Source organism: Candidatus Marivariicella sp., assembly GCF_983056325.1.
The window spans coordinates 26961-43594 of sequence record NZ_CEZOWA010000011.1 but is presented as its reverse complement, the minus strand read 5'-3'; the positions used below and the strand labels follow the sequence as shown (position 1 = coordinate 43594).

Annotated in this window: 14 protein-coding genes and 1 tRNA gene; 10 read left to right on the top strand and 5 right to left on the bottom strand. The window is 31.4% G+C overall.

Annotated features, from left to right (window positions below):
• The first annotated feature begins 90 nt into the window (after nucleotides 1-90).
• Complete coding sequence (rimM, locus tag AC3ATN_RS05120) at nucleotides 91-615, top strand: ribosome maturation factor RimM (RefSeq protein ID WP_487532159.1); 525 nt, start codon at nucleotides 91-93, stop codon at nucleotides 613-615.
• Between the two features lie 46 nt (nucleotides 616-661).
• Complete coding sequence (locus AC3ATN_RS05115; RefSeq protein ID WP_487532158.1) at nucleotides 662-1840, top strand: acyl-CoA dehydrogenase family protein; 1179 nt, start codon at nucleotides 662-664, stop codon at nucleotides 1838-1840.
• A gap of 2 nt (nucleotides 1841-1842) precedes the next feature.
• Here AC3ATN_RS05115 and AC3ATN_RS05110 read toward each other — a convergent pair whose 3' ends face one another.
• The 3 genes from AC3ATN_RS05110 to AC3ATN_RS05100 form a co-directional block, all read right to left on the bottom strand.
• A complete protein-coding gene (locus AC3ATN_RS05110; RefSeq protein WP_487532157.1) occupies nucleotides 1843-4152 on the bottom strand; it encodes a TonB-dependent receptor in 2310 nt (769 codons plus the stop codon).
• An 82-nt stretch (nucleotides 4153-4234) separates the two neighbouring features.
• Entirely contained in the window at nucleotides 4235-4774 is a 540-nt protein-coding gene (locus AC3ATN_RS05105) for a hypothetical protein (protein WP_487532156.1), read from the bottom strand.
• A 74-nt stretch (nucleotides 4775-4848) separates the two neighbouring features.
• A tRNA-Leu gene (locus AC3ATN_RS05100) sits at nucleotides 4849-4930 on the bottom strand.
• A gap of 112 nt (nucleotides 4931-5042) precedes the next feature.
• Here AC3ATN_RS05100 and AC3ATN_RS05095 point away from each other — a divergent pair.
• The 3 genes from AC3ATN_RS05095 to pth all read left to right on the top strand — a co-directional run bounded on the left by AC3ATN_RS05095 (nucleotide 5043) and on the right by pth (nucleotide 7328).
• Complete coding sequence (locus tag AC3ATN_RS05095; protein ID WP_487532155.1) at nucleotides 5043-5975, top strand: ribose-phosphate pyrophosphokinase; 933 nt, start codon at nucleotides 5043-5045, stop codon at nucleotides 5973-5975.
• A 10-nt stretch (nucleotides 5976-5985) separates the two neighbouring features.
• A complete protein-coding gene (locus tag AC3ATN_RS05090; RefSeq protein ID WP_487532154.1) occupies nucleotides 5986-6651 on the top strand; it encodes a 50S ribosomal protein L25/general stress protein Ctc in 666 nt (221 codons plus the stop codon).
• A gap of 110 nt (nucleotides 6652-6761) precedes the next feature.
• Nucleotides 6762-7328: an aminoacyl-tRNA hydrolase gene (gene pth / locus AC3ATN_RS05085; protein ID WP_487532153.1), complete on the top strand. Its 567-nt coding sequence runs from the start codon at nucleotides 6762-6764 to the stop codon at nucleotides 7326-7328.
• On the opposite strand, the gene AC3ATN_RS05080 is transcribed toward pth, so the two are convergent.
• Both AC3ATN_RS05080 and AC3ATN_RS05075 read right to left on the bottom strand, forming a co-directional pair.
• A complete protein-coding gene (locus AC3ATN_RS05080) occupies nucleotides 7325-8032 on the bottom strand; it encodes a hypothetical protein (protein WP_487532152.1) in 708 nt (235 codons plus the stop codon). The genes pth and AC3ATN_RS05080 overlap by 4 nt on opposite strands.
• On the bottom strand, nucleotides 8029-11892 hold the full coding sequence (locus AC3ATN_RS05075) for a reprolysin-like metallopeptidase (protein ID WP_487532151.1): 3864 nt from the start codon (nucleotides 11890-11892) through the stop codon (nucleotides 8029-8031). The genes AC3ATN_RS05080 and AC3ATN_RS05075 overlap by 4 nt, the downstream gene beginning before the upstream one ends.
• A 77-nt stretch (nucleotides 11893-11969) precedes the next feature.
• Between AC3ATN_RS05075 and AC3ATN_RS05070 the strand changes: the two genes are divergently transcribed.
• From AC3ATN_RS05070 to mgtE, 5 genes are read left to right on the top strand one after another with little or no spacing between them, the layout of a single operon-like run.
• Nucleotides 11970-12899, top strand: coding sequence for a bifunctional riboflavin kinase/FAD synthetase (locus AC3ATN_RS05070; RefSeq protein WP_487532150.1), 930 nt, complete (start codon nucleotides 11970-11972; stop codon nucleotides 12897-12899).
• Between the two features lie 34 nt (nucleotides 12900-12933).
• On the top strand, nucleotides 12934-14208 hold the full coding sequence (serS, locus tag AC3ATN_RS05065) for a serine--tRNA ligase (RefSeq protein WP_487532149.1): 1275 nt from the start codon (nucleotides 12934-12936) through the stop codon (nucleotides 14206-14208).
• Entirely contained in the window at nucleotides 14205-14519 is a 315-nt protein-coding gene (locus tag AC3ATN_RS05060) for a DUF4286 family protein (protein ID WP_487532148.1), read from the top strand. Before serS ends, AC3ATN_RS05060 begins: the two co-directional genes overlap by 4 nt.
• Entirely contained in the window at nucleotides 14516-15298 is a 783-nt protein-coding gene (gene rsmA / locus AC3ATN_RS05055) for a 16S rRNA (adenine(1518)-N(6)/adenine(1519)-N(6))-dimethyltransferase RsmA (protein ID WP_487532147.1), read from the top strand. Before AC3ATN_RS05060 ends, rsmA begins: the two co-directional genes overlap by 4 nt.
• Complete coding sequence (gene mgtE, locus AC3ATN_RS05050) at nucleotides 15276-16634, top strand: magnesium transporter (RefSeq protein WP_487532146.1); 1359 nt, start codon at nucleotides 15276-15278, stop codon at nucleotides 16632-16634. Before rsmA ends, mgtE begins: the two co-directional genes overlap by 23 nt.

Genomic DNA, 16634 nt, shown 5'->3' with positions numbered 1-16634 from the left:
GAAGTACCTGCTGCTGAGGAAACTCCTACTGCTGAGGAAACTCCTGCTACTGAGAAACGATCTTCAAAATAGAGTTGTATCATATTTTCAATGAATAAAGAAGCCTGTTTTTACTTAGGCACTATTGTTGGAAAATATAGTTTCAAAGGTGAGTTCTTAGTCAAAACAGACACAGACCATATCGAAAGCTATACCACATTGTCTTCTATTTTTATTGATATAGAAAATAAATTAATTCCTTATTTTGTTGATAAATGCTTAGTTCATAAATCGTCATTATTGCGATTTAAACTTGAAGATATCTGCGATGAAAACGAGGTAAGTAAATTATTAAAAAATAAAATATATCTACCTCTTAAACTTCTTCCCAAATTAAAAGGAAATAAATTTTATTATCATGAAGTTCTTGGGTTTAAAGTTTTTGACTCCAAACTAGGTGAAATAGGTTTTATTCATAAAATCAATGATATAACTGCACAATCACTTTTTGAGGTGAATACTGGAAAGAAAAATATATTGATTCCTATCCATGATGATTTGTTGACTAAAATAGATAGGAAGAATAAAAGTATATTTTTAAAAATTCCCGAGGGACTATTGGAGCTTTTTGATTAAAGATTTTATTAAAATATGTACATTTACAATATATAATTTATAAAAAATGAAGCCAGACTTATTTGTTGCCCCAGATTATTATAACATCGATGATTTACTTACGGAAGAACAGAAATTAGTTAAAGATGCATCAAGAAGTTGGGTTAAAAAAAACGTATCTCCAATAATTGAAAAACACTCTCAAGATGCCACTTTTCCTAAACAACTAATCCCTGGACTGGCAAATATTGGTGCATTTGGACCTTATATTCCTGAAGAGTATGGTGGCGCTGGATTAGACTATATAAGTTATGGTATAATAATGCAAGAAATTGAAAGGGGTGATTCTGGAATCCGATCTACTGCATCCGTTCAATCATCACTAGTTATGTTCCCTATCTGGAAATACGGAAGTGAAAATCAGAAAAAACAATATTTACCTAAATTAGCTAACGGATCTTTGATGGGTTGTTTTGGACTAACAGAACCAGATCATGGATCTAACCCCAGTGGAATGACAACTCACTTTACAGATAAAGGAGATCATTATCTATTAAATGGAGCTAAATTATGGATTTCAAACTCTCCATTTGCTGATATAGCAGTTGTTTGGGCTAAAGATGAGCAAAACAGAATACATGGTTTAATCGTAGAGAGAGGAATGGAAGGCTTTAGTACACCTGAAACTCACAATAAGTGGTCTCTAAGGGCTTCAGCAACTGGCGAACTAATCTTTAATAATGTTAAGGTTCCAAAAAAAAATATTCTTCCTGGAAGATCAGGATTAGGAGCGCCTCTATCTTGCCTTGACTCAGCTAGATATGGCATTGCTTGGGGAGCAATTGGAGTAGCAATGGATTGTTACGACACCGCGCTTCGTTATGCAAAAGAAAGGATTCAATTTGATAAGCCAATTGCTGGAACACAATTACAACAAAAAAAATTAGCTGAAATGATTACTGAAATTACAAAGGCACAACTTTTAGCATGGAGACTTGGGATGCTTAAAAATGAAGGGAAGGCAACTTCAGGTCAAATATCAATGGCTAAAAGAAATAATGTTGAAATTGCTGCAAATATCACCAGACAAGCGCGACAAATGTTAGGAGGAATGGGAATTACAGGAGAATATTCCGTAATGAGACATATGATGAATTTGGAATCTGTACTCACTTACGAAGGCACTCACGATATTCATTTATTAATTACAGGTTTAGACATTACTGGCTTAAATGCTTTTAAATAATCTCAAAAATCAAATACAAGGCCAAAGGATGGGATTGGAGTATTTCTATCTTCACGCTCAATCTTTCTTAGTTCACGGGGACTGACCAAACTTCCATCGTCATCTCTTGCTAAACTAAACTCATCAGGCCTAGGATTATTCTGAGCTAAAAAGTTTTGTAATTCTAAATAAAAGTTAAAAGATAATTTTTCAAAATTCCATTTCTTATCTAACCGGATATCTCCTTGTTTAAATGAGGGTAATCTATCCTGGCCGAGACGAGTATAATCAAGAATAATTTTTGGATAAGTAGCCAAAGTTGCAGATACGTCTGTGGGTGCATACGGAGTTGATCCAGCATATCGATAACGCGCACTTAATTCCCAGTTTTTAGGAAATTTATACCCTCCTGTAAAAGTAATAAGACTTCCACTGTCCCAAACTGATGGAAGTTTTTTTGTATTTAATCCAGAAAATTTACTGCTAAAAAGAGTGTATGCAAAAATTCCATAAAAGTTATTTGATAATTTTTGTTGAAATAAAATTTCAAGCCCCTCACTTAGTCCACTTCCAGTATCTAAAATAGCTTCATTCCCAAGAACCTCAAAATCAGCTCCTTTATTGGCAATTGAAACACCGTCTAAAACTGAAATAGGATATTGATCATACACTTTTCTAAAAGCTTCAATTGTAAGTCTAGCAGAAGGACTTAAACTGTATTCAAATCCAAAAACATAATGATTACTTTGCGTATAGCGATTAGACCTATTAATAAATTCTCCATCATTATTTTGAAAACCAAGCATTGTATATGTTGGAATTTTAAAATATCTGCCAACTGAACCATTCAATTTCCAACGACTGTTTTTATCTAAAGCATAAGAAAAAGAAAGTCTTGGCGATAGATTATCCGAGATATTTGACCCATTTGTAAAACTGTCTGAATCACTTCGAAGGCCCAGTGCAATACTTAAACGTTCATTAGAAAAAGAACGACTAACCTTTCCAAAAAATCCATACTTTATAAAATTAATATCGGTATTATATTGAAAATTACTGATCAAGTCTTTTGTTCTATTTCGATATACAGATTGCTGAATATTTAATCCGTATGAAATTTTCCATTCTTTCAAATAATTGATTGCATGAACTCTTATTTTAGTTTCGTACTCTTGAGAATCATTTTGGAAAAGAATTCCCGTTTTGTTTTCGTTGTCTTTATATCGACTGAAAATATTTTTAAGTCTATTTGTACTGAGTGTTGTATTTATTTGTCCATTACCACTTTTTAATTTATGCTTCCAAGTTAATCCGATTGTTATGGTCTGTTGATCGATAATTGAAGTAGATTCAATCAAACCTTGTTGCTCTGGATCAAAATTTTCTGGTGAAACGACTGAAAAATCATCAAGGGATCCTAAGCCTATAAAGGTTAAACTGTTTTGCTCATCAATTTTATGATTTAGCTTCCATTGATAGTCCCAGTAATTTGGACGAATAGGTAGTCCAATTAATTCAAAAACAAATTGAAGGTAACTTCTTCTGGCAGAGATCATTAATGTAGTGTTTGATCTTTCTTTTTTACCCTTAAAAATAGGACCATTAAAGGTAGCTCCAGCTTCACTTGCACCTACACGAAAATTAACAGAACCTTTTTGACTATTTCCTTCTCTTTGTTCAAAAGCTAAAACTCCCGATAAAGGATTATCGTATTCTGCTCCAAATGCAGAAGAAGAAAGGGTCACTTCTCTAATAAAAGAAACATTAAGCATTCCAACTGGACCTCCAGCACTACCTTGTGTGCTAAAATGATTTATGTTGGGGATCTCAACTCCATCTAAATAATAAACACTTTCATTTGGAGCTCCTCCACGAATAATAAAATCATTTCTAAATCCTCCACTGGATGGAGAAATTCCGGGAAGGCTTTGTGCAACTTTTGTAATATCATTATTTCCACCGGGATAAGTTTCAATTTCTACTGAAGAAAAGGTTTGAGTAGATAGCGGAGTCTCTTTAGTAGTTCTAAATGAAGTATTTGACAAGATTACTTCTTCCAATGACTCCGAAGCTTCTTCTAGTTTAAAAAGCAAATTAGAAGTTCCAACAGATTTCACAATTATATTATATTTAGTTTGACTCTTATATCCAAGAAAACTTACAGTCAAGTTATATGTTTTAGTTTCAATATTTTCAATTATGAAAAACCCATATTCATCAGTAACAACTCCAATTGAAGTTCCGTCAATAACAACATTAGCGCCACTTAGAGGTGACAAAAATTTAGATTCTAAAATTCTTCCTTGAATATCTCCAGAGTTTTGGGAAAACAATGTAAGAGAATTTAGTATTAAGAAAATAAAGAGGAATAATCGCAATTAATTTATAATTAGACTAAACAATGATATAAAATATTTAATTAAAATCTTTTTTTTTAGACTTTCTTTTTGAGTTTTTTTTAAATTCTATTTTGGCTTGTTCAAGTGCTTTTTCTCGGTTTTGTAAATCAAATTCTTGACGAAGTCTTAGCAATTCATCTTCGGTTATAGTTTGCTGATCAGAGGCTTGAATAGATACATCATTTGAAGAGAAAGTAGCCTTATTAGTCTGTATTCTCATGATTTCTTTTGCAGATTTTAAATTAAAATATAACCCTGGATCTATTAATTTATTTGCAATATAATTTTCTTTCTTAGATTTATCCCATCTCACAAAAACAAACCCTCCAGATATTGAATCGAGTCTAACTCTGAAAACGTGTGCTTTGTTTGGTAAAGTTTGGTAAACCCAAATTTTCTCAGGAAAATAGCCAGCTATATTTAACAACTCTGTTACAAAGAGCTTTTGTCCGTATAATGAAGAATCATTTAGAGGTTGTAAATATTCATAATCATCATACTCTTGACCGATTGCAAAACACGATTTGAAAAGCAATAATATAAAAATTGGTCTCATTTACTAAAAATACAAAATTTAATAAGGTTAAAATAAAAAAAAAGGAGACAGCTTCTCAGATGTCTCCCACATAGTACCTTGGGTGGGAATCGAACCCACACTCTCGGAAGAACTGGATTTTGAATCCAGCGCGTCTACCAATTCCGCCACCAAGGCATACTTATCTGCAAACATATAAAATTATTTTATTTACTAATGAATTCTTTAGATAATTAGGCTAATGACTCAAATTAATTTATAAATTTGCAAACCTCAAAACATTTAATAGTTGAAAACGCCAGCTAAAATTTTTTCTTGTACTCAAAGTGAAACTTTGTCAAAGCTAATAGCTAAATCTTTTGGTTATCCTCTGGGAAATGTATTGTTTTCAAGGTACAGCGATGGTGAATTTCAGCCTTCTTTTGAAGAATCGATTAGAGGAGCTAGAGTTTTTATAATCGGCTCTACCCACCCAAGTTCTGAAAATCTTATGGAGATGCTTCTAATGCTTGATGCAGCAAAAAGAGCGTCAGCAAGACATATTACTGCAGTACTTCCTTATTTTGGATGGGCTAGACAAGACAGAAAAGACAAGCCTAGAGTACCAATTGGCGCAAAACTAATTGCAAAATTAATTGAGGCTGCTGGAGCTACAAGAATTATTACAATGGATTTACATGCTGATCAAATACAAGGCTTTTTTGAAAAACCTGTAGATCATCTTTTTGCGTCCACTATTTTTCTTCCCTATGTTAAGTCTTTAAAGCTAGATAATTTAACTATTGCGTCTCCTGACATGGGAGGTTCCAAAAGAGCATACGCTTACTCCAAGTTTCTTCAGAGTGATGTTGTTATATGCTATAAACAAAGGGCGAAAGCTAATGTAATTTCACACATGGAAGTTATTGGAGATGTAAAAGGTAAAAATGTTATTTTAGTTGATGACATGGTTGATACTGCGGGAACTCTCGCAAAGGCAGCTGATTTAATGATTGAAAGAGGAGCTCTTTCAGTAAGGGCAATCTGCACCCACGCAATTCTTTCAGGTAAAGCTTACGAAAAAATAGAAAATTCAAAATTAGAGGAATTGATAGTAACCGACTCAATACCTTCAAAGCAAAACCATAGCAAAATTCGAGTGTTAAGTTGTGCGCCACTTTTTGCTGAGGTTATGAAGAGTGTTCACAACAATATATCAATAAGTTCAAACTTTATTACTTAAATAAAAAAAGATGAAATCAATAACAATTAAAGGTTCTAAAAGAGAAAGCGTTGGCAAAGTAGCTACTAAAGCCATACGTAATGCTGGAAGAGTTCCGTGTGTAGTTTATGGAGGAGATAGTCCTCTACATTTTTCTGCAGCTGAACTTGATTTCAGTAAATTAGTTTATACACCAAATGCTCATACAGTTGAAATTAAAATGGAAGATGGGCTAAAAATTAGTGCTATTCTTCAGGATATCCAATTTCATCCGGTAAGCGATAAGATTTTACATGTAGACTTTTATCAATTATTTGATGACAGAGAAGTCTCAATAAATGTTCCTGTAAAGATTATAGGTTCAGCTCCTGGAGTATTGAATAGCGGGGGTACTTTAATTTTAAATAAGCGAAAGTTGAAAATTAAATCTATTCCATCAAATCTTCCAGACGATATAACTATTGATATTTCCGGATTAGAACTTGGTAATAAAGTCTACACTGCGGATTTAAAGAATGAGAAATATGTACTTCAACACTCTGACAACATGGTTGTTTGTCAAGTTAAAATATCAAGAGCATCTCTAGTTGAAGAGGAAGTTGTTGTTGAAGAAGGTGAAAATCCTGAAGGAAGTGAAGGTGGAGAAAATACTGGTAAGGAATCTACAGATAAAAGCCCTCCTGCTTCTGAAAAATAAAATTTAGTATATCTAAAATAAAAAAAGCACCTCAAAATTGGGGTGCTTTTTTTATTTTAGTGAAAATGTGGCTAACTACTCTTTTTAAAAAAAAATCAAAACCTGATAAAATGAAAAAATTTCTTATTGTTGGGCTTGGAAATATTGGTGATGAATATTTAAATACTAGGCATAATATTGGCTTTGAAATTCTAGACATGTTGACTGACGAATATAAAAAAGAATTTTCGGTTTCAAAATATGTCTTAAAGAGCTCTTTTAATTATAAAGGAAAACAGTTTATATGTATAAAACCCACTACCTTCATGAATCTTAGCGGTAAAGCTGTTAAATATTGGGCTCAAAAAGAAAAAATAGATCTTAAGAATATCCTAATTGTAACAGATGATTTAAATCTTAAGTTTTGTCAACTCAGACTCCGATCTAAAGGAAGTTCTGGAGGCCATAATGGGCTCCAGAATATTGAAGATCATTTGAATACATCTGTTTACTCAAGATTAAGGTTTGGAATAGGAAATATTCACAAAACATCCCAAGTTGAATTTGTACTTGGAAAATGGAAAAAGGAAGAAAAACTTTTATTAGATGAAAAAATAGGTGAAAGTTGTAAAATGATTTTAAGTTTTGGAACAGATGGTATAGAAAACACCATGAATAATTTTAATCTAAAAATCTAGGGCTGGGTTTGAAATTGATTAATCCCAGAATTGGAATAATTTCCTTGTTGGTCAAAAGTTATAATCTGCCAAAAATAACTTGCATCAGGCTGAAGTTGATGTTCAAATGAATTTTGAGAAATTTTATCTCCAATCTTTACCAAACTATCAACTGACGTTCCCAAATAAAAGTCATATCCCAAAATATTATTATCCTGATCACTACTTGTCCAAATAAATTGAATGATATCTGAGTTTTCAAGAGATATAAAATCTTCATTTGCAGGATAAACTAAATTTGCAGGCTGCGGTAAAAAATCTCCATCAACATTACCTTCTAGATAGAATTCCCATATTTCACTTTCAGTCATTATAATTGTTGAATTTGAAAAAGAAGTCACCGACCATGAGTAAGCAAACCCCTTTGGAAGGGTCAGCTTTAGTGAAATAGACTCAGAAACTTCTCCTTTAAAACTAATGCCACTTGTAGTGTCTTTATATTTTATATTTGAAGATTTGTTAATAGCTATTACCTCGTAATAGTCCGTATTATTTGATTTAGTCCAAGAGAAATCAACTCTACTTTGGTCAAGACTCACACTCGAAGCAGTATTACAATTATTGCCGTTTTGAGGTGCTAACAAAACTGCAGGATCTGGATCTGGAATTGAATCCTTTCCACAACTATAAATAACAATTAATAAGAGAATTATTTTGTTTTTCATCTTTTAATGATTTTTATAGATTGTCCTCCTTTTTCAGAAATGATAGTCATAATATATGCTCCAGGAGGATACTCAGACATAGACCATTCAAAATAAGTTTTATCGTTCAGTAGATTTATTTTTTTTGAGATTATAAATTCTCCGTCGACACTGTACAATTTAATATTTAATTTTTTTTCAAACTCTCCTAAATAAATTTTAGCAACTGAACTTACCGGGTTAGGAGCTACATAAGCACTATTACTAATATTAATTTTTCTTTCAAAGATTCCCTGACATCCCAAGTCGGTAGATACCTTTAATTGATTAATTCCTTTTATTAAGGGCAGACTGATGTTTTTTGATTTGTTATAGTTGTATGTTCTTCCGTTTAGTTCAACATGATAAGTGTCACCTCCATTTAAGTCTAAATTTAATTCTTGATTATTATAGTTAATTAAAGTACTAACCGATAATGCATTTGGTTCACTGATTGCAGCGGCAAAACATCTTTGAATTTGTTGATCGTCATCAGAATAAATACACAACAAATACTCTCCACTTTGAAGGTTGTTAATTATTTTTCCAGTTTGTTTAGTAAAGCTTCCTTCTTCATTATAACCATTTGGGCCCAACAAATTATAAGTATAATTAAACTCTGCAAAAGCTGAAATAGATATTGAACCGTTATTTTTTGTGATACAACTTTCATCAAATTTTAAAATTTGAAAATTGTCTTGGGCATCAAAATCACATATATCTCCCTCTCCATCAGAATCATTATCAGATTGATCTTCGTTGGTGATTTTAGGGCAATTATCGGTTTTATCTGGAATACTATCTAGGTCACTGTTAATCAGTAAATTTCCTTTGATAGTCAAGTTTATTTGAAAATTCAATAATTCACCAACATCTTGCGGACCATTATCCTCTATTTTTAAAGTCCAATTACCAAATGCCGAATTACCAATCAAACCATCAATTGGTTGGTTAGGGCGAAAGCTTCCTGTAAATGGTGGTGTTCCATCATTTATTGATATATCTGAGTTTTGAGAAAAAACTGTATTTGTATAGTTATCTCCCTCTCCAAACTGGGTTTGTAAACCTATATTTTCAGCTAAGCTAAATATAGTACCATCGGGTGACTCTAAAAACAGAGACAAATCAGACACCCAAGTATGGTTAATATTAATAAGAATTTCAATATTACTAATTGCATTTACATCACTTATGAAAATGGAAGCGTTAGTATATCCAGTAGTAACACTTTGATTATTTATTATAGTAGCATCATTTAAAACTAATGGCAAGTTTCCAGCAACATAGCTATTATTAGTAATTTTAGCAGTGACAAAAGAGAAAACTTCTGACCACTCACTAGTGCCACACTCATTAATCGAAGCCACTCTCCAGTAATATGTTGTTGAGGGATCCAAATCATTTAAGCTTAAAAAGTTATTTTCGGTATTGATTTGGTAATCTAAATTCGAGAAACTGAGATTTGATGAAATTTCAAATATATATTTTGAAACATTAGGGTTATTGTCCCATTCAAATTGAAAGTCTAAAACTTCCTCGTTCCCTTGAGATGGACTTAAAAGATTAGGTCCGAATGTGAATTCTTGATAATTATTTATTTCCAATGGAAAAATATCAGATATTGTTCCTGCTTGAGCTTCTAATTGAAATATGCTTTTTCCAATAGGTAAACTTGACAGTCCAGTTAAGTTTATACTAACACTTGAAGTACTTGATGAAAAAGAATTCTGTTCAAACACAGAGGTTACACCACTTGACAGATCTATTATATTTAGTGTAATAGGATCATTTAAAGATTCATAAACTCCCATATCAAAGTATATATTTTCTGAAATTGGGTTGCAAAAATCATACGAGAATTTATCAAATAAAACTGCAAAGGGTCTTTGAATAATCTTTATTGGTTTTGGATTAACAGAATAGTATATCGAATTGGTAGGAATAATCTTTATTCTTGCATTATCTGATGATAATCCGTTGGGCACTCTAAAATTAAATTCACCATCATTTAACGTAGAACTTGTTATAGTTGTATCAAAGTTTTGACCTCCATCAACTGACAATAAAATCGAAACTTCTAAAGTGTTAATTGGATCTAAATTTGTTTTGGCTACGTCCCATCCAATAGTAACTTTATCTCCTGTTTTCCAAATATTTTCATCTTCATTTTGGGAAGTTACTTTAAAAGGTCCAGCATTAGTATTTATGACTAAGGTCATAGAGTCTCTAGAAGATTGACCCCCTAGACCCATTGATGAGGGAGATCGATCCCTAACAGTTAATCCCCATTTTAACTCTCTAGATACATTTGATACTGTCTCCCAGGATGAATTAATTTGTGGATTATCTAGGATTAATTCTCCGTTTAAAACTGAGTTTAAATTTGGAATACTTCTAGAATAACTAATAGATGGAGGTAAAGATCTAGCCGTAGCACCGGTGTAATTACTAGGGCCAAATTGTGAAGCGGTCATTGGACCACTATCAATTTGCTCCCAACAATAAGTAAGCAGGTCATCGTCTTGATCTGTTGCTGAAGCTAAAAGTTCATAAGCAGTTCCCTTTGGGAGAGTGAAATCAACTCCAGCATCTGCAATTGGAGGATTATTTATTACTTCACTTGAAGTATAACAAGATTCAGTTGCGATGTAATCTGAAATGTCTTCAATACTTCTGTAATTAAAATATGGATCACTGTGGGGTTGAATATCGTCTGGTCCAGTTATTCCTGCGTAGCCCATTATTGTGGAACCACTACCTGGCTCAACATTTGACCCAGTACCCTCATCATTAAAAGCAAAAGAATGGTATGCACCAAATTGGTGTCCCATTTCATGGGCAACATAATCAATATCGAAATAATCTGTTAAAAACTCTCCATCATTGGATAAAAAACCATGCGATGTAAAGGCGCTTCCTTTGTCTCCATTTTTACATATACATCCAATACAGCCTGCATTTCCATTATTAGAGCCATAAGCAAAAAGATGACCTATATCATAATTTTCTTCTCCAATATTTGAAGTCAGATCTGCTTGTACTTCAGAATTATAATTACCTGTATAAGGGTCTGTGTCGGGATCAGTATAAATAATTTCAATACCAGAAATGAGTTGCATTGTTATGCTTAGATCTGTTTCGTAAACACTATTTACTCTGTTTATAGTTGAAACAATTGAGGCAAGTGCGTCTTCCTGTCCAGTACCGTTTTCGTCATCATTATCATCTTTATGGTTTGTATATTCAGCAGTTGTAGCTATAGCTAATCTAAATGTTCTGAGAGTTTTATCATTATTTATGGGCTTATTGTAGCTAATATTTTTTTTTGAATTTTTATTTGAAATAAAATTACTTGTAGTTTCACATTCCCAATCTTTATTTACTTTTTCACTTCTTTTATAAACATAATGTCTTCCTTTTGAGGCTCGATTTGGCTGAATAAAAACATTTTCTTTATCTGGAATATTAATCCAAGCAGAAATGCCTCTTGGAGTTATTGTAATTCTTAAAGAAACACTGGGTCTATTTTTACTAGACCCCTTAAAAGTTTTAATTGAAGGGTACCTTAAAGAAAGTTTTTCTGATAGAACTTGTGTTTTTTCAATTAAAAATAATTCATATTCATTATCCTCATTTGGAAGAAAAATTTCATTTTTTTTGTGAAATAAAAATTCGTTTTTTAAAACATAATTATTTAACCTAAAAATTTTAACTGAGGTATTATCTACTTCTTCAACTTTACCAGTATCAGAAATCAAATATTCTTGAGATTTGATTTCACTAGAAAAAAATAATAAATTAATTATTAGAAGTAAAAATAAGTTTAAAAAAAAATTTTTCATATAAATAAATAATCAAGTCAATATGATAAAATGAAAATGGTATTTTTGATTATTAAATATAAAATTAGTGTTTTTTAATGAAGGTTTACAATAACATAAAAGATTATAGAAGTTTAAAAGAATCTTTTTTAACTATTGGAACTTTTGACGGTGTTCACATTGGACATCAGGCCATAATAAAAAAGTTAGTTAAAAGTGCTCATTCCAGCAATAGTAATGCTGTAGTTTTAACTTTTTTTCCGCATCCCAGAAGTGTAATTCAAGACAAAAAAAGTCTATCATTAATAGATAGCATGAAAGAAAAAGAAAAATTATTACAACAATTAAATGTTGATGTTTTAATTATTCACCCTTTTACACTTGATTTTTCTAATTTGAGTGCTAAAAAATTTACACAAGATATCTTAGTTAATACTTTAAAAGTTTCTAAATTATTTATTGGTTATGATCATAGATTTGGAAAAAATAGAACTGCATCGGTTTCAGACTTAATTTCGTATGGCAAAACATTTGGTTTTAATGTTGAAGTCATTCCAGCTCAAGATATAGATGCTATTTCTGTTAGTTCAACAAAAATCAGAAATGCTATTTCTAGTGGTGATATTAAAACTGTAAGCGAATATTTGGGGAGAAATTTTGTTCTTGAGGGTGTCGTTATTCACGATCAAGGATTAGGAAGTAAATTAGGTTTTCCTACTGCAAATATTGAAGTTACAGCAGAATATAAGATATTACCAAAAAAAGGAGTTTATTGGGTGTCTATGAAATGGATGGGTGAAAAGTATTTTGGAATGTTAAACTATGGAATTAGACCAACCGTTTCTTCAAAAAAAACAACTATTGAAGTTCATTTTTTTAATTTTAATAAAAATATTTATAATGAAACTATTAAGATCAGTTTTCATACTAAAATTAGAGATGAAAAAAAGTTTAATTCATTGGAATCCCTAAAATCACAATTACTACTTGACAAAAAGTTATGTCATGAATTAGAAAATAATAAATAACAATACAATAATTTTTGTATTTAAATAATAAGATATGTTAACACTATCATTCATTCGAGAAAATAGGGATCAAATTATTGAAGCTCAAAAAAAAAGAAATTTTGATGCTGAAAAAATAATTGATGAAATAATCAAACTTGATTCTTCAAAAAGAAGGATGCAGACAGAACTGGAAAACAATCAAGCAAAAGCAAATGTTATCGCAAAAAATATTGGAGTATTTTATAAAAGTGGGGTAAATGAAAAAGCAAATAAATTAAAAATAGAATCCTCTGAATTAAAATTTTCCTCTAAATCTATTCAAGAAAATTTAAATATAATTGAAAAAAAAATAACTGATCTTAGAACATTGGTGCCAAATATTCCTCACGAAAGTGTTCCTGACGGTAAATCAGAAGATAGCAATGAAGAAATTTTTAGAAGTAGTAATTTAATCGAGCTATCTGATAAAGCACTTCCTCACTGGGATCTTGCTAAAAAATATGATATTATTGATTTTGAACTTGGTAGTAAAATATCTGGAGCTGGATTTCCAGTATACAAAAATAAAGGCGCTCGTCTTCAGCGAGGGTTAATTAATTTTTTTCTTGACAAGAATACTTCTGCAGGTTATAATGAGTTTCAAGTCCCACATCTTGTAAATTCTGAATCAGGATTTGGAACTGGACAATTACCGGATAAAGAGGGGCAAATGTATCATTCACAAGAAGACGATCTTTATTTGATACCTACTGCTGAAGTTCCTCTCACTAACATGTTTAGGGACGTCTTATTGCAAGAGAATGAATTACCTATTTGCATAACAGGCTATACCCCTTGTTTTAGGAGGGAAGCTGGAAGCTATGGAGCTCATGTTAGAGGCTTAAATCGTTTACATCAGTTTGATAAAGTAGAAATAGTTCGTTTAGAAAAACAAGAAAATGCATTAGACGCTTTAAATAATATGGTTGAACATATTAAAAATATACTTTCGGATTTAGAATTACCTTACCGAATTTTAAAACTTTGTGGTGGAGATTTGGGCTTCACTTCATCACTAACTTATGACTTTGAAATCTATTCAGCTGCACAAAAAAGATGGTTAGAAATAAGTTCTGTATCCATTTTTAACGATTTCCAGTCTGAAAGACTTAAACTCAGATACAAAACTATTAAAGGGGAGAAACTAGGAGTTTATACTCTAAACGGAAGTGCATTGGCTCTTCCAAGAGTTGTGGCTGGTTTATTAGAAAACTTTCAAACAGAAAAAGGAATTATAATTCCAAAGGCTCTTGTTCCCTATACAGGGTTTGATATTATTGGATTGTGATATATTATAATGTAACATCTCAACTAGACAAAAGTATAGAGACTGAGTGGTTGAGATGGATGCAAGAGGAGCACATTCCTGAAATGTTAAGTACTAATTATTTTATTGAAGTGAAAGTTTTAAAAATTAAAATTGATGATGAAAATGACTTTTGTAATTATGCAACTCAATACTTATTGATTTCAGAATCACTAATTGATAGTTATATTAAAAATAAATCTAATGTTTTAAGGAGGACAGTAGTTGAGAAATTTGGAGAAAAAGTACTATCATTTAGAACTAAATTAGAGATAATAAGTGAACATAAATGAAAGAAATAACTCCAAAAAAAAAATTAGGTCAACATTTTTTAATTGATTTAAACATAGCAGAAAAAATTTCAGACACATTAAGGTTTGAAAACTACAATGATGTTTTAGAAATAGGACCAGGAATGGGCGTTTTAACAAAATTTATACTTAATAAAACAACTCCTTATGTAGTTGAAATTGACCCTGAATCAGTTCAATACTTGAGGAATCAATTCGCTGAATTAAAAGATAAGATTATTGAAGAGGATTTTTTAAAGTTAAATCTTAAAAATATTTTTGTTAGACCTTTTGCAGTTATTGGTAATTTTCCATATAATATTTCAACCCAGATTGTCTTTAAAGTAATTGAAAACCGTGAAATAATTCCTTTTTTTTCAGGAATGTTTCAAAAGGAAGTAGCTCAAAGGATATGTGAACCACCTGGTTCAAGAAAATATGGAATACTTTCTGTTTTATGTCAACTTTTCTTTAACACAAGCTATTTATTCTCAGTCTCATCTAAGGTTTTCAAACCAATACCTAAAGTAGAATCTGGTGTTATTGAAATGCATAGAAAAGAAAATATTTTGCTTGATTGTGATGAAAAATTATTATTTAAAGTTGTTAAAACAAGCTTTCAACAAAGAAGAAAAACACTAAGAAATAGTTTAAAAACTTTTAGTTTACCGAAAAATATTAAAGAAGATAGTATATTTGACTTAAGACCCGAGTCCCTCGATACTGAGGCATTTGTCAAGCTTACTAAAATGATTGAAAATGTCAAACTTTCAAATTCATAAAGACTTTATTATAGCTATTAAAATATTAATAGCTGAAGAAAATAAAATAAAGCTAAGAAAACAACTAAAAGATATTCACTTTGCAGATATTGCTGAGCTAGTTAATGAACTTAATCCAGACCAAGGAACATATTTAATCAAACTTTTAGATAGTGAGAAAACTGCAGATATTCTCCCTGAGCTTGACGAAGATCAAAGGGAAGCAGTTTTAGAAAATCTTTCAGCAAAAGAAATTGCTGAAGAAGTTGAGGAACTTGATACTGATGATGCTGCAGATATTATTGCTGAACTTCCAGAAGAAAGGCAAGAAAAAGTAATGTCAGAAATTACGGACTCTTCGCATATTGATGATATCAGAGAACTATTAACATATGGAGAAAACTCAGCAGGTGGTTTAATGGCGAAAGAATTAGTTAAAGTGCAAGAAAATCTTAGTGTATCAAAATGCTTGAATACTATTAAAAGTCAAGCAGAAGAAATAACTAGGATACATTCGGTATATGTAGTGGATATTAATAATAGACTAAAAGGAAGATTATCTTTAAAAGATTTATTGACTGCTAAATCTAATGACAAAGTAAAAGATATCTATATTTCAAAAGTTGATTTTGTTACTGTTGATCAAGACGGAGAAGAAGTTGCCAAAATCATGACAAAATATGATCTAGAGGCTATTCCTGTCGTTAACAAAAACAAAGAACTAGTCGGTAGAATTACTATCGATGATATTTTAGACTTAATCAAAGAGGAAGCAGAAAAAGATTATCAACTTGCCGCAGGTATTGCTACAGATGTAGAGGCAGATGACACGATTTATGAACTTACTAGAGCGCGACTTCCATGGCTTTTTCTGGGTCTTGTAGGTGGTTTAGGAAGTGTTTTTATTTTACAAGAATTTGAAGTAATAATGTCTAATCCGAAGTTGCGAAGTCTATTTTTTTATACCCCTCTTATTGCTGCAATGGCTGGGAATGTTGGGGTTCAGTCTTCTGCAATCATAGTTCAAGGTTTAGCAAATGACAACCTAAAAGGATCTCTTCTCTCAAGGCTAATCAAGGAAGTAGGGCTAAGTTTAATAAATGGTTTTGCATTGTCTGTTTTATTAATGATATTTGGTCAAATTATAAATCAAGATATAAAGTTAAGTCTTACAATTGCTTTGTCTATGATGAGTGTTATTATTGTTGCTGCGCTTGTTGGAACCTTTACTCCTATTATTTTAAATAAAAAAGGTATTGATCCCGCATTAGCAACGGGTCCCTTCATAACTACTTCAAATGATATTTTTGGTATATTCTTGTTTTTTTATATAGCAAAAAGTATTTTAGGTTTTTAA

Coding starts and splice junctions, on each gene's coding strand:
- rimM (WP_487532159.1), top strand. CDS start 91: ATGAATAAAGAAGCCTGTTTTTACTTAGGCACTATTGTTGGAAAATAT.
- AC3ATN_RS05115 (WP_487532158.1), top strand. CDS start 662: ATGAAGCCAGACTTATTTGTTGCCCCAGATTATTATAACATCGATGAT.
- AC3ATN_RS05105 (WP_487532156.1), bottom strand. CDS start 4,774: ATGAGACCAATTTTTATATTATTGCTTTTCAAATCGTGTTTTGCAATC.
- AC3ATN_RS05090 (WP_487532154.1), top strand. CDS start 5,986: ATGAAATCAATAACAATTAAAGGTTCTAAAAGAGAAAGCGTTGGCAAA.
- pth (WP_487532153.1), top strand. CDS start 6,762: ATGAAAAAATTTCTTATTGTTGGGCTTGGAAATATTGGTGATGAATAT.
- AC3ATN_RS05080 (WP_487532152.1), bottom strand. CDS start 8,032: ATGAAAAACAAAATAATTCTCTTATTAATTGTTATTTATAGTTGTGGA.
- AC3ATN_RS05075 (WP_487532151.1), bottom strand. CDS start 11,892: ATGAAAAATTTTTTTTTAAACTTATTTTTACTTCTAATAATTAATTTA.
- AC3ATN_RS05070 (WP_487532150.1), top strand. CDS start 11,970: ATGAAGGTTTACAATAACATAAAAGATTATAGAAGTTTAAAAGAATCT.
- serS (WP_487532149.1), top strand. CDS start 12,934: ATGTTAACACTATCATTCATTCGAGAAAATAGGGATCAAATTATTGAA.
- rsmA (WP_487532147.1), top strand. CDS start 14,516: ATGAAAGAAATAACTCCAAAAAAAAAATTAGGTCAACATTTTTTAATT.
- mgtE (WP_487532146.1), top strand. CDS start 15,276: ATGTCAAACTTTCAAATTCATAAAGACTTTATTATAGCTATTAAAATA.